The 25413-nt window shown below is 40.1% G+C and carries 23 protein-coding genes; 19 read left to right on the top strand and 4 right to left on the bottom strand.

The genetic code is table 11. The annotated features are described in order from the left end of the window. The first annotated feature begins 49 nt into the window (after positions 1–49). The 12 genes from CPRO_RS12930 to CPRO_RS12875 all read left to right on the top strand — a co-directional run bounded on the left by CPRO_RS12930 (position 50) and on the right by CPRO_RS12875 (position 11311). The gene (locus tag CPRO_RS12930) at positions 50–310 is read left to right on the top strand and encodes an IreB family regulatory phosphoprotein (RefSeq protein WP_066052659.1); all 261 of its coding nucleotides are present in this window, start codon (positions 50–52) and stop codon (positions 308–310) included. Positions 311–325: 15 nt separating this feature from the next. Further along, entirely contained in the window at positions 326–754 is a 429-nt protein-coding gene (ruvX, locus tag CPRO_RS12925; RefSeq protein ID WP_066052656.1) for a Holliday junction resolvase RuvX, read from the top strand. A 36-nt stretch (positions 755–790) separates the two neighbouring features. Further along, positions 791–1093, top strand: a complete 303-nt coding sequence (locus tag CPRO_RS12920; RefSeq protein WP_082754366.1) for a DUF1292 domain-containing protein — start codon at positions 791–793, stop codon at positions 1091–1093. A gap of 699 nt (positions 1094–1792) precedes the next feature. Beyond that, complete coding sequence (locus CPRO_RS12915) at positions 1793–3475, top strand: ribonuclease J (protein WP_066052650.1); 1683 nt, start codon at positions 1793–1795, stop codon at positions 3473–3475. A 364-nt stretch (positions 3476–3839) separates the two neighbouring features. Next, a complete protein-coding gene (locus CPRO_RS12910; protein WP_066052647.1) occupies positions 3840–4151 on the top strand; it encodes a DUF1622 domain-containing protein in 312 nt (103 codons plus the stop codon). A 636-nt stretch (positions 4152–4787) separates the two neighbouring features. Beyond that, positions 4788–5909, top strand: coding sequence for a ribonuclease HII (locus CPRO_RS12905; protein WP_066052644.1), 1122 nt, complete (start codon positions 4788–4790; stop codon positions 5907–5909). Between the two features lie 10 nt (positions 5910–5919). Beyond that, entirely contained in the window at positions 5920–6729 is an 810-nt protein-coding gene (gene pgeF, locus CPRO_RS12900; protein ID WP_066052642.1) for a peptidoglycan editing factor PgeF, read from the top strand. A 132-nt stretch (positions 6730–6861) separates the two neighbouring features. Beyond that, the gene (gene der, locus CPRO_RS12895; protein ID WP_066052640.1) at positions 6862–8187 is read left to right on the top strand and encodes a ribosome biogenesis GTPase Der; all 1326 of its coding nucleotides are present in this window, start codon (positions 6862–6864) and stop codon (positions 8185–8187) included. A 1-nt stretch (position 8188) separates the two neighbouring features. Continuing rightward, the gene (gene plsY / locus CPRO_RS12890) at positions 8189–8803 is read left to right on the top strand and encodes a glycerol-3-phosphate 1-O-acyltransferase PlsY (protein ID WP_066052637.1); all 615 of its coding nucleotides are present in this window, start codon (positions 8189–8191) and stop codon (positions 8801–8803) included. Positions 8804–8825: 22 nt separating this feature from the next. Continuing rightward, a complete protein-coding gene (locus CPRO_RS12885; RefSeq protein WP_096348658.1) occupies positions 8826–9815 on the top strand; it encodes an NAD(P)H-dependent glycerol-3-phosphate dehydrogenase in 990 nt (329 codons plus the stop codon). Between the two features lie 301 nt (positions 9816–10116). Continuing rightward, the gene (gene spoVT, locus CPRO_RS12880; RefSeq protein ID WP_066052632.1) at positions 10117–10662 is read left to right on the top strand and encodes a stage V sporulation protein T; all 546 of its coding nucleotides are present in this window, start codon (positions 10117–10119) and stop codon (positions 10660–10662) included. A gap of 433 nt (positions 10663–11095) precedes the next feature. Then, on the top strand, positions 11096–11311 hold the full coding sequence (locus CPRO_RS12875) for a DUF1653 domain-containing protein (RefSeq protein ID WP_066052629.1): 216 nt from the start codon (positions 11096–11098) through the stop codon (positions 11309–11311). 56 nt (positions 11312–11367) lie between these two features. Here the strand turns inward: CPRO_RS12875 and CPRO_RS12870 are convergent, their stop codons facing one another. After that, entirely contained in the window at positions 11368–12255 is an 888-nt protein-coding gene (locus CPRO_RS12870; RefSeq protein WP_066052626.1) for a type II CAAX endopeptidase family protein, read from the bottom strand. A 65-nt stretch (positions 12256–12320) separates the two neighbouring features. Continuing rightward, positions 12321–13541 carry an AI-2E family transporter gene (locus CPRO_RS12865; protein WP_066052623.1) on the bottom strand — a complete coding sequence of 407 codons (1221 nt, stop codon included), beginning with the start codon at positions 13539–13541 and terminating at the stop codon, positions 12321–12323. Between the two features lie 375 nt (positions 13542–13916). On the opposite strand from CPRO_RS12865, the gene CPRO_RS12860 reads away from it, so the two are divergent. The 7 genes from CPRO_RS12860 (at position 13917) to mgtE (ending at position 21837) form a co-directional block, all read left to right on the top strand. Beyond that, positions 13917–14882 (top strand): AAA family ATPase, encoded by a 966-nt coding sequence (locus tag CPRO_RS12860; protein ID WP_066052620.1) that lies wholly within the window; start codon positions 13917–13919, stop codon positions 14880–14882. Beyond that, on the top strand, positions 14879–15736 hold the full coding sequence (locus tag CPRO_RS12855; RefSeq protein ID WP_066052617.1) for a DUF58 domain-containing protein: 858 nt from the start codon (positions 14879–14881) through the stop codon (positions 15734–15736). Before CPRO_RS12860 ends, CPRO_RS12855 begins: the two co-directional genes overlap by 4 nt. 270 nt (positions 15737–16006) lie before the next feature. Beyond that, positions 16007–16315 carry a MazG-like family protein gene (locus CPRO_RS12850; RefSeq protein WP_066052613.1) on the top strand — a complete coding sequence of 103 codons (309 nt, stop codon included), beginning with the start codon at positions 16007–16009 and terminating at the stop codon, positions 16313–16315. 30 nt (positions 16316–16345) lie between these two features. Then, positions 16346–18316 (top strand): DHH family phosphoesterase, encoded by a 1971-nt coding sequence (locus CPRO_RS12845; protein WP_066052610.1) that lies wholly within the window; start codon positions 16346–16348, stop codon positions 18314–18316. A 1-nt stretch (position 18317) separates the two neighbouring features. Then, positions 18318–18764, top strand: a complete 447-nt coding sequence (gene rplI, locus CPRO_RS12840) for a 50S ribosomal protein L9 (protein WP_066052607.1) — start codon at positions 18318–18320, stop codon at positions 18762–18764. Positions 18765–18784: 20 nt separating this feature from the next. Beyond that, a complete protein-coding gene (dnaB, locus tag CPRO_RS12835; RefSeq protein WP_066052604.1) occupies positions 18785–20131 on the top strand; it encodes a replicative DNA helicase in 1347 nt (448 codons plus the stop codon). Positions 20132–20493: 362 nt separating this feature from the next. After that, the gene (gene mgtE / locus CPRO_RS12830) at positions 20494–21837 is read left to right on the top strand and encodes a magnesium transporter (RefSeq protein WP_066054062.1); all 1344 of its coding nucleotides are present in this window, start codon (positions 20494–20496) and stop codon (positions 21835–21837) included. A 233-nt stretch (positions 21838–22070) separates the two neighbouring features. Here mgtE and CPRO_RS12825 read toward each other — a convergent pair whose 3' ends face one another. Next, positions 22071–23459, bottom strand: coding sequence for a sodium-dependent transporter (locus CPRO_RS12825; protein ID WP_066052601.1), 1389 nt, complete (start codon positions 23457–23459; stop codon positions 22071–22073). A gap of 525 nt (positions 23460–23984) precedes the next feature. Continuing rightward, complete coding sequence (locus CPRO_RS12820; protein WP_162264911.1) at positions 23985–25295, bottom strand: LTA synthase family protein; 1311 nt, start codon at positions 25293–25295, stop codon at positions 23985–23987. Positions 25296–25413 lie beyond the last annotated feature (118 nt).

The raw sequence follows: 25413 nt of genomic DNA, 5'->3' as shown, positions 1-25413 counted from the left end.
TAAGATAATAAGAAGAGCGAATGGATCAAGTGGGTGGGGAGTGAGAAGTATGAGTAATATCAACGAAACACAATATTTTGGTAGAGTAGAAAAAGAACCCGAGAATGAAGCAAAAAAGATCCTCATCGCTGTTAGTACGGCTTTGAAGGAAAAAGGATATAACCCCGTAAATCAGATTGTCGGATATATTTTATCCGGAGATCCTACCTATATCACCAGCTATATGAATGCCCGTGTAATGATTCGTAAATTGGAGCGAGATGAACTGCTGGAAGAATTGGTAAAGGACTACATGAATCGTAATGAATAAGAAAGAGGAACCTATTTGCGAATTTTAGGATTAGATTATGGCGATAAAACCATTGGGGTTGCGGTGAGTGATCCCTTGGGGTGGACAGCGCAGGGTGTGGAAATTATCCGTAGGGATAACCCTGGCGAATATAAGAAGAGCTTAAAGCGTTTGTCAGAATTGGCAGAGGAGTATCAGCCTGAGGTTATTGTTATGGGCTATCCCAAAAACTTGGATAACTCCGAAGGAGAACGCTGTATTAAGACCAAGGCTTTTGCAGAGCGCATTGAGAGACGTTTTCCCAATATAGAACTTGTTTTATGGGATGAACGCTTTAGTACCATTGCCGCTGAGCGGGCGTTGCGTGAGGCGGCGCTAAGCCATGAGAAGCGAAAAAGTGTGATTGATAAGATGGCTGCTGTGCATATCCTTCAAGGCTATTTGGATAGCAGAAACAGAGGATAAGCCTGTGGCAGACGGAATGTAAAGGAGCTAGATTAAATGGCAGATATTTTTGAAGAAGTAAATGAATATGAGTTTGAAACCGTGACAATGACCGCTGAAGATGGTTCTGAAGTTGAGTTTTCTATTATCGATAATGTAGCTTGTGGTGGCGAGCGTTATTTACTGGTTGTTGAAACGGAATTGATTGATGATGATGAGGCAGAAGCCCTGATTTTGAAGGAAACTTCAATTAATACAGATGATGTTACCTACGAAATGGTTGAGGATGATGCAGAATTTGACCGTGTGGCAGACCTATTCGCACAAAAGGGCGACGACTACGAAGTGGAAATTGACTAAGTTGATGTTGTATAATAAAGAACAAGTGAGTTAATTTTGCGTGAAGCAGGGAGAGTGTGATTGGAATCAGGATTTCCAGACCTATCTCTTGTGAAAGCTCCTTTTATATGAAAGAATGATACTTTTCAATAGGTATTTTTTTAACAAAACTTTACATGCATTCCTTTTTCAGGAGGAATGCTTATAAGTAATGCCTTTTATGTTAGTAAAAGCTTGATGAAAAAGGTGATTTTCTCCCCTTACTATATGAGCAGCATACAATAAATAATATATATGGGAGCTTTATTGGTAAACTCCGTTTATTTGGACAGGGGTTTAGGAGAAATGCAGTTTATTTTAATGGCAGCTTTATGCTGATTAAAATGGCACTGCAAAAAAAATTATATAACAATTTGATCTAAGACGCTACGAAATTTGCGTTTACGATAGATGAAAGGCTTACTGCCGAATCATCATGTGCGTGAAAAGAAAGAGAACAATCTACATAGGATTTGGCAGAGCCTCTAGGGAGAAAGCGTGTAGCGAGAGAGATGCTTTCAAAAAAATGCTGGTGACTGCCCTTTTTATGTATACCCAAAATACAAATTAAAAGCTTTTTATTTGTATAGGGTTTTGTTTTTGCGGTTTAAACTCCGCTTTTTTGCGGCATAATTAAGAAATAAGGAAAACGGAAAATGAAATGAAAAGGAGGTGTGTTTTTTGGCAGGAAGAAAACCAAAACCCAAGGCAAAGCTTAAGATTGCCGCATTGGGTGGGTTAGAAGAAATCGGGAAAAATATGACCATGCTTGAATATGGTAATGATATTATGGTCATTGACTGTGGTCTGGCATTCCCTGAGGATGACATGCTGGGAATTGACTTGGTTATCCCCGATGTAACTTATCTGATCAAAAACATAGACAAAGTAAGGGGTATTGTACTGACCCATGGTCATGAGGATCATATTGGTGCATTACCTTATATTCTGAAACAGCTGAATGTACCTGTATTTGGTACGCTATTAACCTTAGGGCTGTTGGAAAACAAACTAAGAGAACACAAAATGCTGGATAAAACTGTTTTGCATACCGTTGTTCCAAGAGAGCGGGTGAATTTGGGTCAGTTTAATGTGGAATTCATCCACACCAATCACTCCATTGCTGATTCCGTGGCGCTGGCAATTCATACACCCATCGGAACGGTTGTGCACACGGGAGATTTCAAGGTGGATTATACACCCATTGATGGGGAAATTATTGACCTACAGCGTTTTGGAGAGTTAGGAAAAGAAGGCGTTCTTCTGTTAATGAGTGATAGTACCAATGCGGAAAGAAAAGGCTTCACTATGTCTGAAAAGAACGTTGGTAAGGTTTTTGAGAAAATTTTTGAGGATACTCCCAAAAACCGCATTATGGTTGCAACATTCTCGTCCAACATCCATCGAATACAGCAGGTGGTAAACGCTGCTTATATGTATGGACGTAAGGTTGCCATTATCGGCAGAAGTATGGTCAATGCAGTGAAAACTGCTTCCGAGTTAGAATATTTGGCCATTCCCCCTCGCACACTGATTGATATTGGCGAAATTAAAAACTATAAAGATGAACAGCTTGTGATTATCACCACCGGCAGTCAGGGTGAAACCATGTCTGCCCTCACCAGAATTGCGATGAATGAGCATAAGCAGGTAAACGTGAAGCCTGAAGATAAAATTATCATCAGTGCATCGGCAATACCCGGTAATGAAAAGAATGTTACCCGTGTTATAAATGAGCTTTTGAAGAAGGGCGCAAATGTAATTTACGGAGATATGGAAGAAATCCACGTTTCCGGTCATGCGAGACAAGAGGAGCTTAAGTTGATGCTTGCGTTAACAAAACCCAAATTCTTTATGCCTGTGCATGGTGAATTTATGCATCTTTCATGCCATAAGGATTTAGCGCTTTCCATGGGCTTAGATAAAAATAACATCTTCATTATGAAATTGGGTGAAGTGTTGGAAGTGACACGCAATGAGGCCAAGGTTAACGGTACAGTACCTGCCGGTCGTGTTATGGTAGATGGGCTGGGTGTTGGTGATGTTGGTAACATTGTATTGCGAGACAGAAAGCACTTATCTCAGGACGGTTTGATGGTGGTAGTTGTCACCTTGGATCGGGAGAGTGGTACCATTGTTGCTGGGCCCGATATTATTTCCAGAGGTTTTGTATACGTTCGTGTAGCGGAGGACCTGATGGATGAAGCGAAAAAAGTGGTGCTGGAAGCATTACTGGATTGCGAAGAAAAGAATATAACCAGTTGGAATTATATTAAGGGTGTCATTAAAGATACACTGAAAAATTTCCTCTGGCAGAAAACAAAAAGAAGCCCCATGATTTTACCAATTATCATGGACGTATAAAAGAAAGCCCCCCGAGGATGCGTATGTAGCATTTTCGGGGGGCTTTTTTTGGAAAAAGGAAGGGGAACAGATTCAAAATTCGTTGGTAGTTATGGAACACCTTTCTTTTTTCGATTAATAAAGATATAAGCAACCTCAAAGAGTATTTTTCATGGATTCATTATGTCAACTAAAATTGGAATTATTTTGAAAAGTAAACTTATTTTTTTTGTGCAAAATGTCGATTTAAAGCTGGTGATTTGGTAAATATTTTTATTATTTTTGTGAAAAATAAAGGAAATTTTAAAAAATGCACGAAAAAAGTAGATTTTTGACGTGAATAATGATACACTTATGAAAAATTTTTTAAAAAGGAGTTGTTGCAATGATATTTTTGCGAGAATATTTAATTATGCTTACGGAATCGGCGATTTTAATGTTCGAGTTTGTTGGTGTGGGAATCATGATTATAGCTGGTGCCAGGGGGATATATAATTACATTCGTCGAGACCCCCATACCCGCCTAAATCTCTCAAGAGGAATGGCCATGGCACTTGAGTTCAAGCTTGGGGGAGAAATTTTACGTACAGTTATTGTCCATGATTTCTCCGAAATTCTAATTATTGGCGGTATTATTATACTGCGAGCAGCCCTAGCCTTTATGATTCATTGGGCGATTAAAAACGAAGAACACTGAATATCCTGTGGGGAGATATCCATAGAAGATGTTGCTTGAAGTTTTCGTTTTTAAAGGAAACAAAAATTTTCTTGTCTTTAAAATTTGAGGCAATAGCAGCAGATTTTCCAATATTCCGGTTTTAGACCATTCTAAGTAAACTTGCTGAACAGAAGATTAACTTAAAACAGCACTGTTTTCCAGTCAAATACAATGAATAATGTTACAGCACTTGTCTTTTATAATTATCACTTTTGATTTAAATGAGTGTACAGAGGAGGTGGCCCCCTATGATATGCGGACACCTCTTTTTGTGTATTTTCTTGCTCCTGATATGATTTGAAATTTTTTAACCAATGTACTTTCATTGACGAAATAATAATATCATAAGGGAATATTATTTTGTTTCCTAGTTATCCATTTCTACCAAGAGTTTTTATTTAAACTCTTCACATTCATTCACAGCCCACTTCTTATCGTAAAATTTCTCTGCTGACATAAGGCGTCAAGCTGAAAATATAGGGTAAAAAGATATTTTGTCACTGGAAAAAGAGAGCACTCTACCATTTATATTGTGGCCTGAAATTTTCACCATAGGGCTTTACCGCATCTGTCCTATTTTATGGTATAATGATTTTAGGAAAGGCGGGACGGATGATGCAATCAATAAAGGAAATCAAAGAATATTTAGAGCAATGCCCCTTGGAGGAATTACATCAAGCTGTAGGAGCATTTGAAACAGATGAGAGAAAGGGAGTCCAATTGGTCGTTGCTTCGGCCTTGAAAAGAAGAGCCGCCTTTGAAAAAGAGCAATTGCGTTTGGATGCCTTATTGGAATATGAAAGGGCTTGTTATGCCCAGGGGTTTGATTTGGTCGCCGGAGTGGACGAGGTTGGCCGTGGTTCATTGGCGGGGCCTGTTGTTGCGGCAGCGGTAATTTTACCTAAAAACTGTTTGATTGAGGGTGTGGATGATTCTAAAAAGCTTTCTGCAAAAAAACGAGAAAGTCTTTATGAAGAGATTTTAGAAAAAGCAGTTTCTTATGGAATTGGTGTGGTTTCTTGGGAGAGAATCGATGAAATCAATATTTTGCAGGCAACTTATGAGGCAATGCGAGAGGCACTTACTCAGTTAAACCCTGTGCCAAGGTTTATTTTGGCAGATGCGGTGACGATTCCTGAAATTTTTATTCCACAAAAGGGCATTATAAAAGGGGATGCAAAAAGTCTTTCCATTGGTGCGGCAAGCATTGTTGCGAAGGTATACCGTGATAGGCTGATGGAAGCTTATGAGGCGCTGTATCCTGGGTATGGTTTTGCTTCCAATAAAGGATATGGATCAACGGAGCATATTGCAGGCATTCGTGTTCATGGCCTTTGCCCCATACATCGAAAGAGCTTCGTAAAAAATTTTGCGAATCCTGAAGATAATCAAACCAAAGGTGCCATTGGTGAGGAAATGGCAGTCAAAGAGATGCGCCGTCTGGGGTATGAAATTTTGGCTAGAAATTATCGTATCCAAGGGGGAGAAATTGATATTATTGCAAAAAAGGATACATACATCATCTTTACCGAAGTAAAATATAGGGCGGGACGAAAAAAGGGTGAGCCTTGCGAGGCGGTGAATCAACGTAAGCAGGAGCATATCATTCGCACAGCAAAGGCATATATCGCAGAATATGCCTTAGATGGTGATTTTCGTTTTGATGTTGCAGAGGTCTTAGAGGAGAATGGAAAAACGTTTTTTCGTTATACGGAGAATGCGTTTTGGATAGCATAAGGAGTGGGCTATGAAAATAGAAAAATTGGGAGAAGTGGAAGTCGTAATTTTTGACAATCTGAATCAAACGGATATGGTAAAGCATTGTTTTACAACGAGGCGTGGCGGAGTAAGCAAGGGTTTTTATGCTACGATGAATATGGGCTTAACCAGAGGTGAGGACAAAGAGCTGGTTTTGAAAAATTATGAGATTCTTGGGGATGTTATGGGTTTTTCCAAAGAGAACTATGTGACCTCCCAACAGACCCATACCACAAACGTGCGACAAATTACAGCGGGAGACAGAGGCAAGGGTGTTTTGCGGGAACGGGAATATTTCGATGTGGACGGATTGATTACCAATGAGCCCAATATCCCATTGGTGATTTTTGGGGCGGATTGTGTTCCTGTTTTTTTGTTGGATATTAAGGGAAAAGCCATCGGAATGGCACATTGCGGGTGGATGGGCACAGGAAACCGCATGGCGGAGCATACCTTACAAGCAATGATAGATGCATTTGGGACAGAACCTGAAAATGTGGTTGCGGCAATTGGCCCATCCATTGGGAAATGCTGTTTTCAGGTGGATGCTCCAGTGGTGGAGCTGTTTCGCAAAAACATAGCCTTTGCTGAGGAAATTATCTTTGATGACCCCAAGGAAGATGGGAAATATCGCATTGATCTTTGGGAGACAAACCGTCGTTTGTTGGAGAACATGGGTGTGAAAAACATTGAAATTGCGGGACTTTGTACCATGTGTGACACAGAGCGTTTTTATTCCCACAGAAAGATGAGAGAAGACAGGGGTGTAATGGCAGGTATTATGGAGCTTAAGGGCTGAAAACAAGAGATGTGCTATTGTATTTGGAAAGAATACTGTGGTATAATCCTAAAGTGGCTTTTAAGGCTGAATTTACCTAATTAATGCAAAAAAGAATTTATTTGCGATAGAGAGAAATATGGAGGAATCATTATGAGTAGACCAATCGTAGCAGTGGTTGGCCGTCCCAATGTAGGGAAATCTACATTGTTTAACCGCTTAGCTGGAGAAAGAATCTCCATTGTGCAAGATACACCCGGTGTAACCCGTGACCGTATCTATGCGGATGTGGAATGGCTGAACTATAAATTTACTTTGATAGATACCGGTGGTATGGAAATCGGTTCTGAAGAAATTATTCAAAAACAGATTTTACAGCAGGCAGAAATCGCTATTGAAACTGCCGATGTTGTTTTATTTGTTACTGATGTAAAAACAGGCGTAACAGATGATGACCGTCAGGTGGCAAATCTGCTGCGCCGCACCAAGAAGCCTGTGGTATTGGCAGTAAATAAGGTGGACAGCACTAAGCGAGACACTTTGGATATTTATGAATTTTATGAGTTGGGTATTGGTGATCCTATGCCTATTTCAGCTGGACAGGCTTTGGGACTTGGAGACATGCTGGATCAGGTTGTGGAGCATTTTCCTGATGCTTCAGGCATGGGAGAAGAGGAAGATGCCATTCGTGTTGCAATCATTGGAAAGCCAAACGTAGGGAAGTCTTCTTTGATTAACAAAATTCTTGGAGAAGATCGCTTAATTGTAAGCAATATTCCCGGAACAACCAGAGACGCCATTGATACGCCCATTACTATTGATGGTAAAAAGTATATCTTTATTGATACAGCGGGAATGCGCCGCAAGAGCAAAATCAAAGAAGAAATTGAGCGTTTCAGCATTATTCGTGCCGTTGCGGCGGTGGAGCGCTGTGATGTGGCGATCTTGGTGATTGATGCAAACGAGGGTATTACCGATCAGGATACCAAAATTGCAGGAATTGCCCACGAAAGAGGCAAGGCTGCCATTGTTGCGGTAAATAAGTGGGATTCCATTGAAAAAGATGATAAAACCATGAACAGCTATTTAAAGGATATTGGTAATGAGTTAGCTTATATGCCTTATGCACCAAGGGTATTTATATCTGCCCTAAATGGCCAGAGAATCAATAAAATGCTGGAATTAATCCAAATGGTTCACGAAAATCACGCTTTGCGCATCAGCACAGGCGTGTTAAATGAGGTATTGATTGAGGCGATGGCGATGCAACAACCTCCAGCAGATAAGGGACGTCAGTTAAAGCTTTATTATATGACTCAGGTTTCGGTGAAGCCGCCAACCTTTGTTATTTTTGTAAATGAAAAGGAATTATTCCATTTTTCCTATCGTAGATATATAGAAAATCAATTGAGAGATGCTTTTGGCTTTGTTGGCACACCGATTCATTTTATAGCGAGGGAAAAAGGGGAAAAGGATTGATATGTTTAGACTCATTAGTTTGCTAATCGGGTATTTTATTGGCTGCATTTCCATGGGATTTATTGTTGGAAAGCTTACTAAAACAGATTTGCGCAAAAAAGGAAGCGGGAATTTGGGTACAACCAATGCCTTGCGTGTGCTGGGGTTTCGTGCAGGGCTGGCAACTTTTCTTGGGGATATTCTGAAGGGTGTTGTGGCATTCTTTCTTTGTAGACTGATTTTTCCCGATGATAGTTTGTTGGCGGGTATTTATGCAGGTACCGGAACCATTTTAGGCCATGACTTTCCATTTTATCTAAAATTTAAAGGAGGCAAGGGCATTGCTTCCACCATTGGCTTTGTGCTATCCTTGACATTTGTATTTTCCCCATTCTTTGGTGTGATTACCATAGCTATAGGAATTATGGGTGTTGCTTTTTCAGGTTTTATTTCTATGGGATCTATCTTATTTTCAATTTCTATACCAATCAGTGCCTATTTTCTAGGAATGCCTACAGAAGCAGTGGTGATTTTTACTGCATTGGCGGTTTTGGCAACTTGGCTCCATAGGGCAAATATAAAACGGTTAATATCCGGCACGGAAAATAAATTTACACTGCATAAAAATGTGCAGTAGGAGTATATTGGAGGTGGCAACAGTGAAAAAAGTTGCAGTAATCGGTTCTGGTAGTTGGGGAACAGCTTTGGCAGTGATGCTTCAAAAACATGGACATGACGTTGTGATTTGGTCCAGACGGCAGGACGCAGTGGAACAAATGGAAAAAGAGAGAGAAAATAAAGAATATTTGCCCGGTGTATTATTACCGGAGGGCTTAAGTTTTACTGCTGAGCGAGAGAAAGCAGTGAAGGATGCGGAAATCATTATACTTTCGGTGCCTTCCAAGGCTGTACGCCAAACAGCCATAGATTTTTCTCCATATTTGAATTCAAATCAGGTTTTGGTGAACGTTGCCAAGGGGCTGGAGGAGATCAGCTTAAAACGCCTTTCTCAAGTGATTCAGGAATGCGCACCTCAGTGTCAGGTTTGTGTTCTATCGGGGCCAAGCCATGCGGAAGAGGTAGCAAGAGAGATTCCAACAACCTGCTTAATTGCCTCTGAAAATGCAGAAACGGCAAAAATGGTACAAGAGGAATTTATGAACCCAAGATTTCGCCTTTACACCAATACAGACATGGTTGGGGTAGAGATGGGCGCGGCATTGAAGAATGTCATGGCCCTTGCTGCAGGTATTTCTGATGGACTGGGCTTTGGTGATAACACGAAGGCTGCGATTATGACCCGAGGTATTGCGGAAATGAGCCGCCTTGGAATTGAGATGGGCGGAAAGCTTGAAACCTTTGCAGGCCTATCCGGAATTGGAGATTTAATTGTAACCTGTACCAGTATGCACTCAAGAAACCGCAGAGCGGGTATTTTGTTAGGAAAAGGGAAAAGCCTTGCTGAGACCCTGGCGGAGATTAAAATGGTCGTAGAGGGCGTAAATACTGTGCAGGCGGCGTATACACTGGCAAAAGAGCATAATGTGGAAATGCCTATTACCAATGCAATTTATGAAGTGCTGTTCCAAGGTAAGAATGCGGAGCAGGCTGTTCTAGATTTGATGAGCAGACATGGTAAGGCAGAATGAAAATAATGATGCTCCGATTTTATAAATTGGGGCATTTTTTTTGTGCCATTTTGGTTATACTTTCAAAAGAAATTGTTTAAAAATCAGTTAATTTTTGACGAAAAAATGGATGTAAATGCGATTATTCTTCCTGGGCTTTCATCTACAGATTGTTTCCATATACAGATTTTATGAGAAGTTATATCGAAACTTTATTTTTTATTCTACATGAGGAGTAGGTATATTTTCTTTTCTTTTACAAATAATACAAGCACAAGGAAATCAAATGTAACAACCTTATTTGTAAACGGAGGTATTTTCTATGAAAGCGACGGGAATCGTAAGAAGAATAGATGATTTAGGAAGGGTGGTTATCCCAAAGGAAATTCGACGCACATTGCGCATTAGAGAAGGAGATCCATTGGAAATATTCACCGACAGAGAGGGTGAAATTATTTTAAAGAAATATTCACCTATTGGTGAACTGGGGACGTTTGCCAAAGAATATGCAGAGAGCTTGGCACAAACTGCCGGACATGTAACCTGTATTGTTGATAAGGATCAGATTATCGCCGTTTCCGGCGGCTCTAAAAGAGAACTGTATGAAAAGCACATTAGTCCAGAGATGGAAAAGTGTATTAACCGAAGAACAACGTTAATTGCCGATAAAAACGACAGCAATTTTGTGCCAATTTTGGATGACGACAGCATGGAGGGTTATAATCATCAGTTGATTACTCCTATTATTGCTGAAGGTGATGCAATGGGTGCTATTATTTTCCTCTCCAAGGATAAAAAAATGGGTGAGGTTGAGGGCAAACTTGCTCAAACAGCAGCGGGATTTTTGGGCAGGCAGATGGAACAGTAAGCGTTCAGCTATATTCAATGAATAAACTACCCTTTAATTTGAATTTGAAGTATAAAAGCGGTATCCGTAAGCAGAACGGATGCCGTTTTTCAATGAGACTTTCTTGTCTTGAAAGGGTGGGGAAAATATGATAGGCTGAAGAAGTTATTAACCAAATGGGATACAAAGCTAAAACCTTATTTTATCATAAACGCAAAAGTAAAAGCAGGTGACGGAAAGGGCAAGCAATAGCTACATGGGGAATTTCAGAGGCTTTGTTTGTGAGCAGGTGCGAGGAGGGTGCGTTGCATGTGGTCAGCATTGCAGAAATAGAAGCAATAATGGTGAAATCATTCGTTTTTTATCTAAGGATACAAATGTTACATAAGACAATGGGATTTATGAGACCCTGTGGATGCAACGTGTGACGTAAATGAGAAAGGAAAAGGTCAAAATGGATATTATAATTGGCGGAATTTATGAACACTATAAAGGCAAAAAATACTGTGTTGTGGGAGTTGCAAAACATTCTGAAACGCTAGAAGAAATGGTGGTATATCGTCAACTTTATGGTGAGTATGGTCTTTGGGTGCGACCAAAGGAAATGTTTTTGGAAATGGTAATAATAGAAGGGCAAGAGATGCCTCGCTTTCGTTTGGCACAGGAATAAGGAGTTGATCAATTGAAAAGGCACGCTCCCCACAAAAGGAAGTGTGCCAAATTAGTTTAAAATAAGTAATCCAGATATGGTAGGATGCCAAATATTAGAAACAGACCAAATACACAGAAAATCGGAATAGAGAGAAAGCGCTCTTTTGTTCCATCCTTTGGTACGTAGGAATTTCTTACAGGGTTGATTTTTAAAAACTGATAGAGAATCAGTCCTAAAAATGGCAGTGAAATAAATGCACCTACGCCGGTATAAAGGAGAAGAATCGTGTTGCTGGGCATATCCATGTTAGCAACATCCTCAGCCATAGGGAGGTACATACTGATTACATTTGTGGCATTAATAATAAAATGGGGGATAATGGAGGCCCAAATGGAGCCCGTTCTCTCCACCAAAAAGCAGAAAAACAATCCTGCGAAGAATGCATATGGAAACTGCTGTGGATTCATATGCAAAAGCCCAAATAAAAGAGCAGTGCAGAAAATTGCTTTCCAAGTTCCCAAACGTCGGTAGCCTGAAAGGAATACACCCCGCAAGGAGAGTTCCTCTAAAAATGCCGGTAAAATTGCCATGGTAATCAAGGTTCCAATAAAGCTTGTTCCATCCAATGCATCTGCAAATTCTTGGGCAACATTCGGGAAAAACATGGAGGTGAAGAAGGATAGAAAACGCATAAGCGGCTGTATGGCAAAGCCAAAGGCAATAATCAATAATAGGTTTTTCCATCCCAAGGGGTATAAACGAAAAACCTCCTTAGGATTTTTTTTTGTCCATATAAAGTAACCAAGAATGGGAACGGAGCAATATATAATTTGCACGATGCTTGAAAACCAGACATAAGGGATTTTTTGCATCACTGGTATGAGATACAAAAGCTGTCCGCTTACAATAAAAAAGACAAAAAAGATTAGAGCAAATAAATTTGTTTGTTTGGTTTGATTCATTTTTTTCCTCCGAAAAGTCCTTAGGACAGTCTTTGAAAAGTCTGGTCCTTCTTTTATGTTCAGGCTTACGCCTCGGGCGGGGATTCTTGCTCATGGCTTTCCAGAGCAAGGGGATCATCTTCAGCATATTTATCTTGATATTTATGATTAATATATTCTGTTAAGAACATTTTAATGGTTGCCAAAACCGGTACACCGATAAACATGCCGATAGGACCCATCAATGCGCCACCTAAGACTACTGCCAGAATAATCCAGATTGGGCTGATGTCTAAAGAGTTTCCTAAAATTTTAGGGCCTAAAAAGTTTCCGTCAAATTGCTGCAAAGCAAGAATGAACAATGCAACCCAAATTGCCGTTGTGGGATTCACCAAAAGTGAAATGATAATAGCAGGAATTGCACCAATAAATGGCCCGAAATATGGAATCATATTCGTTACACCCACAATTAAGCTCAGAATCAAAGGGAAAGGTGCATTCAGCAGGGAGAAACCAATGAAGGCAAGAATTCCAATGATCAGAGAGTCTACTGCTTTGCCAACAATAAAGTTCTGGAAGATTCGATTGATTCGTTGAGCATTATAAAATAGGTGTTCTGCACTTTTACGGCTTGAAATAGCATAAACGATTTTTAATGCATGGTTTCTGAAATTCTCCTTATCATACAGCATATAAAAAGAGATAAAGATGGCCATGATAATATCCACTGTAATTTTTCCCACAGAATAAAGATTTGTAAGAATATTGGTAATCAAAGCCGGAACATTTTGGAATGCCCCCATAATTGGAGCCAGCAATTTATTTAAGATATTGTTTACATCCTCTGCGTTGATAAAATGAATACGGTCGAAAAGGTCCGTGGTGGATTCATTTAGCTGTGCTGAGTAAGTTGAAAGCTGTGACACAAAGGAGACAACGGAACCCTTAAGTTCAGGAACAAGATAAATGAAAATCCAGAAAATACCCCCGATAATAATAATGTAATTGATTAGAATACAGAAAATTCGTGTAACTTTTTTGTGAGTTTGGGCCTTTGGTATAAATTTTAGGAACAACCTTTCGAAGAACTTCATAAAGGGGTTCATAACATATGCGATTGCGAAGCCAAGAAAGAACGGAGAACCCAAGCGTAATGTTGTAATGAGGCAGGTATGGATTACATTTCCTAAATTGGGAAGGTGCCCAATAATTTTTTCAAATAAAATAATGGCTGCCGCAACAGCAAATAGATATAACGATATTTTTAGATAGGATTTATCCAAGTTTTTAAAATTAATTTTTTTCATAGATATTCCCCTTAAGCTCATTTGTAAAATTTTATCTTACATAAAATATAATACTATGAATTTCACAATATTTCCATAACATTTACGTTAAAAATAAAGTGTTTCGAATCTTCTCTTGAATTTTGAAATAGAAAAGGTGTTCAAAAACCCTTCATAATTGAGTTTTGTAGATAAGTATGAAGTATGCATTCACATAAAAATTCAATATCCTTTTCTTTATCAGTCTTTAAATATAAGGTTTTCTGATAGTATACATGCCCTTTTTTAAGAAAAACAAAACAAATTCCTTATATTTCTTTACGTTTTTCCCCATTGATTGACGGGGGAAGTCCAAAGACCGTATAATGTAATCATGGAAAAAAGGAGGTTTGCGAAATGAATGAGGAAAAGATTCGTCAGTTTGGGGCGGAACTTCAGAAAATAGAAGCGGAAATAGGCACCGTGATTATTGGACAGAAGGATTTGATTCGAGGTGTCCTAACATCTATGATTGCCGGAGGTAATGTTTTGCTGGAAGGATTGCCCGGACTTGGCAAGACACAGCTGGTTAAAACCATTGGAAAGGTTTTGGATTTGGAATTTTCAAGAATTCAGTTTACCCCTGACCTGATGCCTGCCGATGTTACGGGAACCTCGGTGATGACCAAAAATTCCAAGGGAGAAATGGGGCTGGAGTTTCGAAAGGGACCTATTTTTTCAAATATCGTTTTGGCGGATGAAATCAACAGAGCAACACCGAAAACCCAGAGTGCTTTGCTGGAAGCAATGCAGGAGCACACAGTAACCAGCGGAAACACCACGTATACATTGCCCGAGCCTTTCTTTGTGTTGGCAACACAGAATCCATTGGAATCAGAGGGAACTTATCCTTTACCGGAAGCCCAGATGGATCGTTTTTTATTTAAGCTTGATGTGGCATTTCCCACAAAGGCAGAACTTTTGGAGATTGTAACCTCTACCACTATGGGAAGTCCAAGGGAAGCAAACAAAATTTGCAGTCAGGAACAGCTTTTGGAGATGCGGGGGATTGCCAAGGAAGTGCCTGTGGCCACACCTGTTGCAGAATATATTATGGACGTTGTTTTAAAAAGCCATCCTGATTATGCAGATGCTCCGGAGATGGTGAAGAAATATGTACGTTATGGTGCCAGCCCCAGAGGGGCACAGGCGATTATGATGACAGCAAGGGTTTATGCCCTAATGGCGGGGCGTTACAATATAGCATATGAAGATGTGAAGGCAGTGGCAAAGGCAGCATTGCGTCATCGTATTTTCCTGAATTTTGAGGGTATGGCAGATGGCATTACAGCAGATCAAATCATTGAGGCGTTGTTGATATGAGAACGTTACAGGATATATTTTCAAAGGAATATTTATTGCAGCTTGAAAAGCTCTCTGTTACCCTACGCCAAAGGTTAAGCGTTGATGGCTACAGTGGTGCCAGAAAGTCCCATGCAAAAGGCAGCTCTTTAGAGTTTTCTGATTTTCGTGATTATATCATGGGGGACGATCTCCGAAGGGTGGACTGGAACAGTTATGGGCGCTTTGACAAGCTTTACGTAAAGGTTTTTATGGAGGAGAAGCAGGCAGAAATCAATCTTTTTTTGGATTGCAGCACTTCCATGGAAAAAGGGGAGAAGTTTTTACAGGCAAAGGCAATCACTGCATCCTTGGCTTACATCAGCCTTTGCAGTGGCGACCGTGTGAATTTATTTCTTTGGAATGATTCAATCATTCTGGAAAAGCGAGGGGCTGCACAGAAAAGCGGGTTTTTTGAACTCTTAAATCTGCTGGATAAAGCCGAAAGTGGTGGCGGATCTAATCTTTTACGAGCTGGGCTTTACAGTGGCAAGTTGGGACGGGGCATTTCCTTTGTTATTTCTGATTTTTTTACGGAGGCTCCGTTGGAGGAAGCTTTGCGTGTTTTGCAGGGAAAAAAGCAGCAGGTTTGTTTGGTACAGGTTTTAGCCTCTGAGGAAGAGCAGCCGAAAGAAGGACAAGCGGTGCGTTTTGTGGATTCTGAATCGGGAGAAACTTGCGATTTGGAATTAACCCCCTCTGTCCTTAAGGCATATGATAAGGCATTGAAGGAACATAGGGCTGCATTAGGTGAGCTTTGCCATCGATCTGGGGCGGTATTTTACGGAATGAAGGAAGATACACCTCTTTTTACTGCAATGAGAGAAGTTTTATGATAGATTAAGCTGTAATGGTTTTAAAACTGTTTCAGCTTTTTTTATTTATAAACAATATTACGTTGCCCTGTTGAGCCTCAAAACAGAAGTTTTACGAGGGGCCGGCGTAGGATTTATAAGAAAATAGGACATGATTTGTTGAAATCAGGCGAACCATTAGAGTTTTAAAATGTCACCGGGGTACTTTCATGTTGAGATAGACAAAAATTTATGCTATAATATATTATTGCATATAATAACCAAAACCATCTAATAGGAGGCGGTTTTTAAATGAACGGAAAGGATTTTGATGTTGCTAAGAATGTTAAGATGACAGAAAATTTGCAGTGTAGGATGCTGTCGTCAGTAGCTCAGTTTTATACGGCGATGCAGGAAAATGCGACAAAAGGGGAAAAAGCAGAAATATTGGCCGATTTGGAGATTGTGATGTATCTTTTAGCGGCAAGAATGGGCATTTCGAAACAATCCCTTGATGAAAAGGCTACAGCAAAGCTAAAGCTTGGTCTTTTGGAGGAGGAAAGACCTGAATGGAAAACCCCTCTATTGGAATTGCTCCGAGAGCTAGGGCAAAAGGCGTAAAGGAAACCATTGGGTTTTGGAGGCGTATAAATGTTTAAATCAAAAAAACGCGACAACGTAATACTTGCTATTGCATTGATTGTAGTTGTTGTTTTTGTGTGTACCATGGTGGATATTTATTTGGGAATTGGCACATTAATTGGTGGTGCTGCTGTTTTTTTCGGCTGGCCTGTCTTAAAAGAGCTTTATGTGCCCTTTGAGGGAGCCAAGGAGGAGACCCTCTCCTTTTTGGATACCGCAGTTTTGCAGGAAAATTTTCAAATACCTCATAATCTACCAATTCCATATGCTGTTTTGGACATTCGGGGACACATATTAATGTATAATGAAAAATTTGCTGAAGTGTTTACTGAAATTGAAGATGCAAAGCCCATTGTTGAAAAATTATTAAAAAACAGTGGTGGTGGGAAAAAAATATTAATTCCTTTTGGTGATAAAAGTTTTGATGCGGCTTTGGATCATTGTGATATCATTGAGGAAAATGGTGCCATTGGTACGGTTTTGACCATGACCTTGGTAGATGTTACAGAACGACAGCAGCTTTCTGTATGCTTAGCAGAGCAGCAAACGGTTGTAGGTATGATTTTCTTAGATAACTATGAAGAAGTTGTGGACAACCTGGATGAAAGCCGTTGGCCCATTTTGTCAGCATTGATTGACAGAAAGTTAAATCAACTGGCACAAGATTTGGATGGCGTAATCCGAAAGCTGGAGAAGGATCGATACTTCTTTTTGCTGAAAAAGGGTATGCTGATGCAATTGAAAGAAAAGAAATTTGATATTTTAAACGATATTCGGGAAATTAGCGTGGGAGACCATATTCCTGTAACTGTCAGCATGGGCATAGGCATTGGCGGTAATTCTTTGGATGAAGCCATGCAGAATGCAAAAGCTGCCATCGACTTAGCCTTGGGCAGAGGCGGTGACCAGGTTGTTGTGAAGGAGGGCGAGAGCTTTCTTTTCTACGGTGGTAAGTCAGGAGAGATGGGGCGTAATGCCCGCATTCGTGCCAGAGTAAAGGCAGATGCTCTTTGGGAACTCATGGGTGAGTCTTCGGGAATTTTGGTTATGGGTCATAAAAATGGAGATTTGGACAGTATGGGTGCTTGTTTGGGCATTTGCGCCATTGCAAGAGCCATGGACAAACGGTGCAATATTGTAATGGACGAGGTGGGCGTTGGTATACGCAGACTTTGGGATAAAATGATGACCAATGGAGGTCATTTGAATCTAACGATGAAAACAGCGGAAGCCTTAAAAACCATGGACGCAAAAACCTTGGTCATTGTGGTGGATACCCACCGCAAAAGTATGGTGGAAAGTCCCCAAGTGTTAGAGGCGGCAAAAAGAATTGTTCTATTTGATCACCATAGAAAAAGTGCAGATGCCATTGATCAGGCTGTTTTGGTTTATCATGAGGCCTATGCATCCTCAACGGCAGAGCTGATCACTGAGATGATTCAGCATATTGGAAAAAAAGTCAAACTTACCAGTGTTGAGGCGGATGCCCTTTTGGCGGGTATTACCGTTGACACAAAGAATTTTTGCGTAAAAACCGGAGCGATTACCTTTGAAGCCGCAGGTTTTTTACGTCGTAACGGGGCAGACAGCATTCGTGTAAGGCTGTTATTCCAAAATGATATGGATGCTTATAAAGCGAAGGCTTCCACAGTAAAGGATGCGGAGCTTTTTATGGGCAATATCGCCATATCTGTTTGCCCTGCTAATGTGGAGAATTCAACGCTTACGGCAGCCCAAGCGGCGGATGAATTGATGAATGTAACAGGGGTAAAGGCGTCCTTTGTATGCTGCAAGGTGGGGGATACGGTTTATATCAGCGCCCGCAGCTTTGGCGATATCAACGTACAAAGAATTATGGAAAGATTAGGTGGTGGCGGACATCTTACGGTTTCTGGAGCACAGCTTCAAAATGTTACTACAGAAGAAGCAAAAGAGGCCATTCGCCATGCCATTGAAGAATATTTGAAGGAGGAAGCGTAATATGAAAGTGATTTTATTACAAGATGTGAAAAGTGTTGGTAAAAAAGGTGAATTAGTGAATGCAAGCGAAGGCTATGCAAAAAATTTCTTGTTCCCCAAAAAGCTTGCAGTGGAAGCTACTAAGTCTAATTTAAATGACTTTGAATTAAAGCAGAAATCCGAAGAAAAGAGAAAACAGGAGGAGCTGGAAAGCGCCCAAAAGATTGCAGAAAATTTGAAGGATCAGGTTGTTACGATAAAGGTGAAAACAGGCGGAAATGGAAAATTATTCGGTTCTGTTACAAATAAAGAAGTTGCTGATGCAATCGTGGAGCAAACGAAGCAGGATATTGATAAAAAGAAGGTTTCTATCGGCGACCCTATTAAAATGGTTGGGGAAAGAACGGCAACCATTAAGCTGCATCCTAAGGTTACCGCAGAAGTTACCATTAAGATTGTAGAGGTTTAATATAAGCGGAGGCGGAATACATGGAACAGCAAAAACAAAATGAAAATATCCGTGGCGTGCCGCCCCACGATGAAACAGCGGAACAGGCCGTATTGGGCTCAATGTTTTTGGACAGAGAGGCAGCTTCGGTTGCCCTTGAGATTCTTTCGGGAGAGGATTTTTACCGCCCTGACCATAGAATGGTTTTTGAGGCAGCAGAAGAATTGTATCGTCAAGCATCGCCCATTGATGTGGTTACAGTGAAAAATAAGCTGGAAGAAAAGGGCGTATTTGAGCAGGTGGGCGGTGTGCCTTTTTTGGCAACCCTATCCACTGCCGTGGGCAGTTCTGTTAATGTGCGTCACTATGCGGCAATTGTTGAAGAAAAATCTGTTTTGCGCCGCTTGATTCGGACGGCGGGAAATCTCTCTCAAATGAGCTTTGAGGGAAAAGAATCTATCAACAGTATTATGGATCAGGCAGAAAAAAGTATCTTTGATATCATGCAGAAACGCCATTCTGAGGAGTTTCACCATATTCGAGATATTGCTGTTGATTCCATTGAAAAAATTGAGGATATTTACCGCTCTAAGGGTAAGCTCACAGGGGTCCCTACGGGATTTGTTGATTTTGATGCAAAAACTGCGGGACTGCAAAAGTCAGATTTGGTGCTCCTTGCCGCCCGCCCTTCTATGGGCAAAACTGCCTTTGCATTGAATATCATTCAAAATGCAGCAATTCGAGGAAACGTACCCGTAGCTGTATTTTCATTGGAAATGAGTCGAGAACAGTTGGTAAACCGTATGCTTTGCTCAGAAGCAATGCTGGATGCGCAAAAGCTTAGAACCGGAGAATTGAACGATAAGGATTGGGAAGATTTGATTCGTGCCATGGGACCTCTTTCCCAAGCACCAATTTATATTGATGACACCCCCGGTATTTCTCCTATGGACGTGCGCTCAAAATGCCGCCGTTTAAAGGTGGAAAAGGGCTTGGGGCTGATCGTAATTGATTACTTACAGTTAATGAGTGGCAACGGCAGAACGGACTCAAGACAACAAGAAATTTCGGAAATTTCTCGTAATTTAAAGGCAATTGCCCGTGAGATGGAATCACCTGTGATTGCATTATCTCAGTTAAGCCGTGCTTGTGAGCAAAGAAGTGACCATAGACCCATGCTATCAGACTTGCGTGAATCCGGTGCCATTGAGCAGGATGCTGACGTTGTGGCTTTTCTTTATCGAGATGAATATTACTTTCCTGAAACGGAGAAAAAAAATCAAGCTGAATTGATTATTGCAAAGCAAAGAAATGGCCCAACGGGTACCGTTGATTTGACTTGGTTAGGTCAATATACTAAGTTTGGAAACTTTCTGAAGAGATACTAACTATCATTAAGACTATGGAAAAATGTCAGCCTGAATGACGAATTTTGTTGATGAAGTTTGAAAGTTTTCAAAGAAATTTCTCATATGGTGTTGACGTTAAATTTTTTGAAGCATATACTAAGTATATATTAATTTTTTTATGAAAGCTGAGGTGGATTTGAATGGACGGCAAAAGCGAAAGTATACCTTTAGAACCTGAGAGTTATCGAACGTATCAGTTAAATATTGCCGTGTATTTGGGTTTACCTTATGACTTGGACTAGACCCTTCGATTCTTACGCCTTTTTTCGGATAATACACGGCTAATTTGAAAAAAATAAGTCGTGTTTTTTTATTGGAACGGGGTGAAGATTATGGAGGAAATGCAGGAATTATTTGATTTCTTAAATAAATTAATGGAATCAGGGGAATATGCTCGATTAAAAGAGGAATTGAACTCAGAACAGCCTGCCAATGTGGCAGAGTATTTTGAAGAATTGACTGCGGAAAAACAGCTTTTTGTTTTCCGTTTGCTTACCAAAGATATGGCGGCAGAGGTTTTTTCTTATATGGATAGTGATACACAGGAGCACATTGTTCATTCAATAACAGATAGAGAAGTTCGGAACATTGTGGACGAGATGTTCTTGGATGATACGGTGGACTTTTTGGAAGAGGCACCTGCAAATCTTGTAAAAAAGATTTTGCGTAACACAGATGCGGAAACAAGAAAGCTGATTAACCGATTTTTGAATTATCCTGAAAATTCGGCAGGAAGCTTGATGACCATAGAGTTTGTGAGGCTGCACAGTAGCATGACAGTGGGAAATGCCATGAAGCAGATTAAGCGAACGGGGACGGATAAGGAAACAATTTATACTTGTTATGTCATCGATGATCAGAGAAAGCTAATTGGTGTTGTTCCATTGAGAACACTAATTTGTGCGGCGGATGACAATACCATTGATGAACTGATGCAGGATGATGTTGTATCTGTTCTAACCACGGACGATCAGGAAGAGGTAGCTAACATCTTTAAAAAATACAACTGGATGGCTCTGCCTGTTACGGATACAGAAGGACGTTTGGTGGGCATTATTACCGTTGACGATATCGTTGATGTTATTGAGCAGGAAACAACGGAAGATATGGAAAAGATGGCAGCATTGATCCCATCTGATGAAGAATATCTTAAAACTCCTGTCATGGTATTGGCGAAAAACAGAATTGTATGGCTTTCGGTTTTAATGATTTCCGGAACGTTAAGCAGTTTTGTCATTGGCCACTTCAATAGTCTTTTGGAGGTGGCTGTGGTACTTTCTGGGTTTATCCCTATTATTACAGGTACGGGCGGAAATGCAGGCTCACAAGCTTCCACAATGATTATTCGTGGTATGGCCTTGGGAGAAATTGAGATAAGAGATGCATTAAAGGTTGTTTGGAAGGAAATTCGTGTTGGCGTTTTATGTGGCGTTGCATTAGGATTAATTAATATACTGAAAATGACTTTGGTAAATCGAGATACAGGTTTTTGGATTAATTTTTCTGTATCGTTAAGTATGGCAGCAGTGGTTGTTTTAGCAAAAACCATCGGTTGTTTGCTTCCAATTTTAGCAAAGTCTTTAAAACTAGACCCGGCAATGATGGCAGGACCATTGATTTCTACTGTGGTTGATGCTGTTGCATTGGTAATTTACTTTAGTATTGCAACTGCCTTGGTTTTATAAGTTTTCTGTAGGCAAATTTTAATTGTTTTAAGAGCGGCGGCAAAAGAAATTTTGTTGTCGCTTTTTTAATAATGAGATGGATTAAATAAGCCCGAAAGAATCTATTGAGATTGTATAATCAATCGGTTCTCTAAGGATATTGGTGGAATACATATTGAGTATGAAATTTATAAAAGGGTGTCGACGAAGTCGACACCCTTTGGAGATTATCATTTCATTGTTTCTTTTTAATATTAGGAAATAGACATACCTAACAATAAGCCTGCTACAATAATACACAAGATAGCAACAGGTGCTGCAAATTTTACAAGGAATGCCCAAAGGGGAGCAAGACCGAATTTAAATTTGCCATCGGAGGTTGCTTCCTTAATTGCGTTATCGGTGCCCCAAATCCAGCCAACGAATACAGTTGTAAAGAATGCACCAAAAGGCAACAGCAAACGATCAGTCAGGTATTCCATAAAGTCACCGAAGATAGGGAATTCAATACCGCTCAATGACCACCAAACACCCTTGATAGGCAGATATGCCTGAGACAGTGTGTAGAAAATACCGATGATGAACAGTACAACGGAAACATAAACAACAGTCTTCTTACGTTCCATACCTTTTTCTTCAACCAGAAAGGCTACGGTGCCTTCCAGAATGGAAATGGAGGATGTAATTGCGGCAAAGAACAATAATGCATAGAATAACAAACCGAAAATTGTACCACCGGGAATTGACATAAATACACCAGCAAGTGTTGCGAAAGCGAAACCGCCGCCCATACCGGGGTCAATACCTGTTGCAAATACAGCTGGGATAATCATAAAGCCTGCAAACAATGCAACACAAGTATCCAATACACAAACTACGCCTGTATTTGTTACCAAGTTATCATCTTTGCTCAAGTAGGAAGCATAAGTAATCATAACGCCCATACCTAAGGAAAGGGAGAAGAATGCCTGACCAAGTGCTACAAGGAAAGAGTTACCGTTGATTGTGGAAGGATCAAAGTGGAGCATATAAGCAACACCTTCGCCTGCGCCAGGCAATGTACAAGCACGAATCATTAAGCCTAACAACAAGATAAACAGCAATGGCATAAGGAACTTACTGAGTTTTTCAATACCTTCAGCAACACCACGGCTGATAATGAAAGATGTCAGTCCAAGGAAGATGAGAGGGTAAATGATTGCGCCTTCCAGAGGGAACCCGTTTACACCAAGCATGTTCAAGAAGTAAGCTGTTGGGTCAGCGTATACTGTTGTAGATTCTGTAAGATAAGCAATAATATATTTGATGGTCCAGCCACCAACCTGACAGTAATAACAAAGAATAATAAAACCTGTTAAAATTCCTAAACCACCAACCCAGGAATATTTTGCGTTAAGTTCACGTAAAGCACCAACTGCGTTCTTTTGCGTTTTACGACCAAGTGTAAATTCTGCAAGCATTACGGTTGTACCGATTAAAGCTACCATAAGTATGTAGATTACCAGGAAAGATCCACCGCCATTATTATATGCTTTGCCAGGGAATTTCCATATGTTACCAAGACCTACTGCAGATCCAGCCGCAGAAAGGATAAAGCCTAGTTTGGAGCCAAATTGACCGCGGTTTTCTAATGATGCTGACATATAATTCCTCCTTAAAAAAATGAATAATTTCGTTTTGACTAAAATCTAGTCAAATCCATCCAGCAACTACTCGTCACAAAAAGTTTCGTGTGACGACAAAATGCTACATCTTAAGCCCTCCCTCCAAGTAGTATTGCATTTTTTTGCCTTGTGACATCATTGTGACACTAGGCGGCTCACATACAATTTCCATAAACTCCAGATGGTGATGGATCGCTTTTATTTTACATGAAAAGTTAATCAAATTCAATAAAAAAATAAAAAATAAATATTTTTTTTTGTGCGTTATAATATTAGATTTAATAAAATACGTTTTAAGACTAAGGAATATAACTAAAAAATGGTTTAAAATCATACATATTTAAAAATTCATTCATGATTTTTTATTCAGTATTTTGATGAAAAAAACGTTATTTTGTATAATTATGTAGCGGTATCTTTGAAATTTTATTATCTTAAACTGTAAAAAATTTCATAGAAAGAAAAAAGCAGTGAAATATTTCTCACTGCGAAAATTTATGGTGGTTATTTTAATGTTGTTTGATCAAAAAGTTTATAGTATTGCCAATCACGAAGGCGATGTATCACATCCAGCTGTTCCTTAGTTGCTATGTCTGAAAAACTGCCCTTGCTATCAACAAAGATGTTGTTTGTACCTGCAGGAAGAACTTGGCGAGCTTCGTTTGCGTAATCAAAAAGGGGAGAAACCCCTTTCATATCTAACAGCTGTGTCAAAAGGGCACCTAGATAATGGGCATTGATTACTCCGGATGCAGGCAGTTTTGCCTTCTCCGCTGTTTCGTTAAATTGAGATTCTTTTTTTGCAGCATCATTTTGCCAAATGAGAAAAGGTGTTTCATATAAAGCAAGGCGCTCCTCCAATGTGCCATTTGGATCTATTTGATAATTCAAGAGGTCAAAGAATTCCATACCATTAGAGAAACCCGGAAGGTGGTCTCCAAAATATACAATAACAATGGGTTCGGTGCTTTCTTGTGCATAATCTCTTAACCGACCCAACTCATGGTCTGCATCGCGGATTCCTTTAAAATATTGAGTCAGTAAGTCTTTTTGGGTATCTGTCAATGGAATATCCGTATCAAAACTTTTCGGCAGAGTGCCATAATGACCACCATAAGGCCCGTGGTTTTGTATGGTCACAGTAAAAGAAAATAGTGGTGTATCCTTCGTTTTAATGTGGTTATCTAAGTTCTTTATAATGCTGTCCATGGCTGCCTTGTCGCTAACATATCCACCGATTCCTTGGGTCGCCAAGTCAAAGGAGGTTTCCAGAAAGTAGCTGTTTTCAAAGCCTAAATTTGGATAGACATTTTTACGGTTATAGAACCACTGATAACCGGGATGAATGGCTTGGGTTTCGTATCCCATTTGTGCCAATCTTCGAGGCAGTGCGTCAAAGGGTTGGTGGATAAAATTATAGGAAGGCAATGGATTGTTTAAAAATCTGGTGGGGCATGCCGTTAAAACGTCGTACTCAGTGTTTGAGGTACCGCCGCCAAAGCCGGGCACTACAATTTTACCACTCACTGCGTTCTTGCTGCTTGCCATCTCCTTAAAGTTTTCCAATGGGTCTTGATAATTGGAAAAGTCTAAATTGGGATTATCACTTAAGTCAGAAAAAGCCTCTCCCATAATCATGATAATATGAGGCTTATTGTTTGCTGTGGTTACGGTCTCGGCGCCTTCCAGCTCATCAAAAAAGGCCTTGTTGTAACCCTGAGGCGATGTGATCCTTGTAATGTTAAATTGATGGAAGAAGGAATAGATCAACCCTTTGGAGTTATATTGATTCACTTGAAAATAGGGGTTTCCCATGACGGGGTATCTATTATATAAGTTAACATTGGCATACAATAATGCATTAGCACCATACCCGATCATAAGAAAGACGAGAAACCCTATTATTCGGAATTTCCATAGGGGCTTTTCTCCT

The organism is Anaerotignum propionicum DSM 1682 (assembly GCF_001561955.1).
In the GTDB taxonomy this organism is placed as follows: Bacteria; Bacillota; Clostridia; order Lachnospirales; family Anaerotignaceae; genus Chakrabartyella; species Chakrabartyella propionicum.
The sequence above is the reverse complement of the archived record's forward strand: the minus strand, read 5'-3'. Positions and strand labels throughout refer to the sequence as shown.

Coding starts and splice junctions, on each gene's coding strand:
- CPRO_RS12860 (WP_066052620.1), top strand. CDS start 13,917: ATGAATGAGGAAAAGATTCGTCAGTTTGGGGCGGAACTTCAGAAAATA.
- CPRO_RS12850 (WP_066052613.1), top strand. CDS start 16,007: ATGAACGGAAAGGATTTTGATGTTGCTAAGAATGTTAAGATGACAGAA.
- der (WP_066052640.1), top strand. CDS start 6,862: ATGAGTAGACCAATCGTAGCAGTGGTTGGCCGTCCCAATGTAGGGAAA.
- CPRO_RS12855 (WP_066052617.1), top strand. CDS start 14,879: ATGAGAACGTTACAGGATATATTTTCAAAGGAATATTTATTGCAGCTT.
- spoVT (WP_066052632.1), top strand. CDS start 10,117: ATGAAAGCGACGGGAATCGTAAGAAGAATAGATGATTTAGGAAGGGTG.
- plsY (WP_066052637.1), top strand. CDS start 8,189: ATGTTTAGACTCATTAGTTTGCTAATCGGGTATTTTATTGGCTGCATT.
- mgtE (WP_066054062.1), top strand. CDS start 20,494: ATGCAGGAATTATTTGATTTCTTAAATAAATTAATGGAATCAGGGGAA.
- CPRO_RS12905 (WP_066052644.1), top strand. CDS start 4,788: ATGCAATCAATAAAGGAAATCAAAGAATATTTAGAGCAATGCCCCTTG.
- rplI (WP_066052607.1), top strand. CDS start 18,318: ATGAAAGTGATTTTATTACAAGATGTGAAAAGTGTTGGTAAAAAAGGT.
- CPRO_RS12920 (WP_082754366.1), top strand. CDS start 791: ATGGCAGATATTTTTGAAGAAGTAAATGAATATGAGTTTGAAACCGTG.
- CPRO_RS12845 (WP_066052610.1), top strand. CDS start 16,346: ATGTTTAAATCAAAAAAACGCGACAACGTAATACTTGCTATTGCATTG.
- CPRO_RS12875 (WP_066052629.1), top strand. CDS start 11,096: ATGGATATTATAATTGGCGGAATTTATGAACACTATAAAGGCAAAAAA.
- dnaB (WP_066052604.1), top strand. CDS start 18,785: ATGGAACAGCAAAAACAAAATGAAAATATCCGTGGCGTGCCGCCCCAC.
- pgeF (WP_066052642.1), top strand. CDS start 5,920: ATGAAAATAGAAAAATTGGGAGAAGTGGAAGTCGTAATTTTTGACAAT.
- CPRO_RS12865 (WP_066052623.1), bottom strand. CDS start 13,541: ATGAAAAAAATTAATTTTAAAAACTTGGATAAATCCTATCTAAAAATA.
- CPRO_RS12910 (WP_066052647.1), top strand. CDS start 3,840: ATGATATTTTTGCGAGAATATTTAATTATGCTTACGGAATCGGCGATT.
- CPRO_RS12930 (WP_066052659.1), top strand. CDS start 50: ATGAGTAATATCAACGAAACACAATATTTTGGTAGAGTAGAAAAAGAA.
- CPRO_RS12825 (WP_066052601.1), bottom strand. CDS start 23,459: ATGTCAGCATCATTAGAAAACCGCGGTCAATTTGGCTCCAAACTAGGC.
- CPRO_RS12870 (WP_066052626.1), bottom strand. CDS start 12,255: ATGAATCAAACCAAACAAACAAATTTATTTGCTCTAATCTTTTTTGTC.
- CPRO_RS12820 (WP_162264911.1), bottom strand. CDS start 25,295: ATGGGAAACCCCTATTTTCAAGTGAATCAATATAACTCCAAAGGGTTG.